Below are 1,193 nucleotides of genomic sequence, written 5' to 3'. Positions count from 1 at the left end.
GACGGGAGTGTGCGGCATCTGCCGGACTACATCCGGGGGGCGGGAAGTTCGGTGATCAACAACTCGGGCCGGACGGCGCGGGTCTATCAGAAGGACAACTACTTCGGCCGGCACGTGTGTGTGGGGAGCGAGGGAGGCTCGATTCAAGACCTGCGCTCGTACCAGCTCAACGACGTCACACACTCATTGAAGATCAACGACACACCCTGCGGCGCCTAGCCAGGCTGCGGAGTGCGGTGTTGTAGCGGTGCCGCAGGGAGGCGGTTGAGATGCCAGTGAGGTGCTGGCCGGTGGTCGGTGGCCGGTGGCGGCCGAGGCAGCCGGGTGACTGGTGGTTCACTACCGCGTGAACCGGCCTCGGAGGGCCCTGATCGAACAGGATCTGGCCGCAGCCCTCGGCTGCTCCCCGGTCGCCGTCCGGCGCTGGACCCCGCCGGGTGACGTCTTCGCCCGGCTGTGCGCCGCTGGCGGCGACCGGTGAGCGATCAGCCAGCCGAGCGAGGCCGGCCCCGAACCGGTCGGCGCGCGAGACGTTCGGCTTCGCCGCGGCCACCGCCGCGCGGCGGTGAACTCCTGGCCCTCCTCGATGCCGAGCGCGGTGAGCAGGTCCCGCTGGTCCTGGTCGAGCCGGGCTGAGGCGGCCCGGCACCCGTTCTCGTGAAGTTGCCGCGCGTGCCTGGGCGTGTACGCAGATGCGTCCTCAGGCAATGCAGATGCCTGCATAGGCTCCCCGGCATGGACATCGTGATCCCGCTCTTCAGGCTCTTCGAGCCGCTCGACGCCATCGGCCCGTACCAGCTCCTGGCGAACGTGCCCGACGCCCGGGTGCGCTTTGTCGCGCCCGAACCGGGGCGGATCGCCGACGTGCTGGGCGCCATGCGGGTGGACGTGCCCACCCGGTACACGGAGGTCGAGTCCTGCGACGTGCTGCTCGTCCCGGGCGGTGCGGGGGCGCGACTGATGCTGAACGACACGGAGTTCATCGACTGGGTGCGCCGGATTCACGAGACGACCCGCTTCACCACCTCGGTCTGTACCGGGGCGCTCATCCTCGGAGCAGCGGGGCTGCTCAAGGGGCAGACCGCGACCACCCACTGGATGGCGATGGACGACCTGGAGACGTTCGGCGCCACCTACACCGCGGAACGCGTCGTCCGGCACGACAAGATCATCACCTCGGCCGGGATCTCCGC

2 protein-coding genes are annotated in these 1,193 nt (G+C 69.6%); both read left to right on the top strand.

The window, feature by feature from the left end; all coding sequences use genetic code 11:
• Positions 1 to 219: peptidase inhibitor family I36 protein (locus AB0J08_RS41705; RefSeq protein ID WP_360645457.1), on the top strand; the 219-nt coding region annotated here is incomplete at its 5' end.
• A gap of 516 nt (positions 220 to 735) precedes the next feature.
• Positions 736 to 1,193: DJ-1/PfpI family protein (locus AB0J08_RS41700; RefSeq protein WP_360645454.1), on the top strand; the 458-nt coding region annotated here is incomplete at its 3' end.

Source organism: Kitasatospora sp. NPDC050463 (assembly GCF_040655255.1).
Lineage (GTDB): Bacteria > Actinomycetota > Actinomycetes > Streptomycetales > Streptomycetaceae > Kitasatospora.
This window is presented reverse-complemented; position numbering and strand designations above follow the sequence as displayed.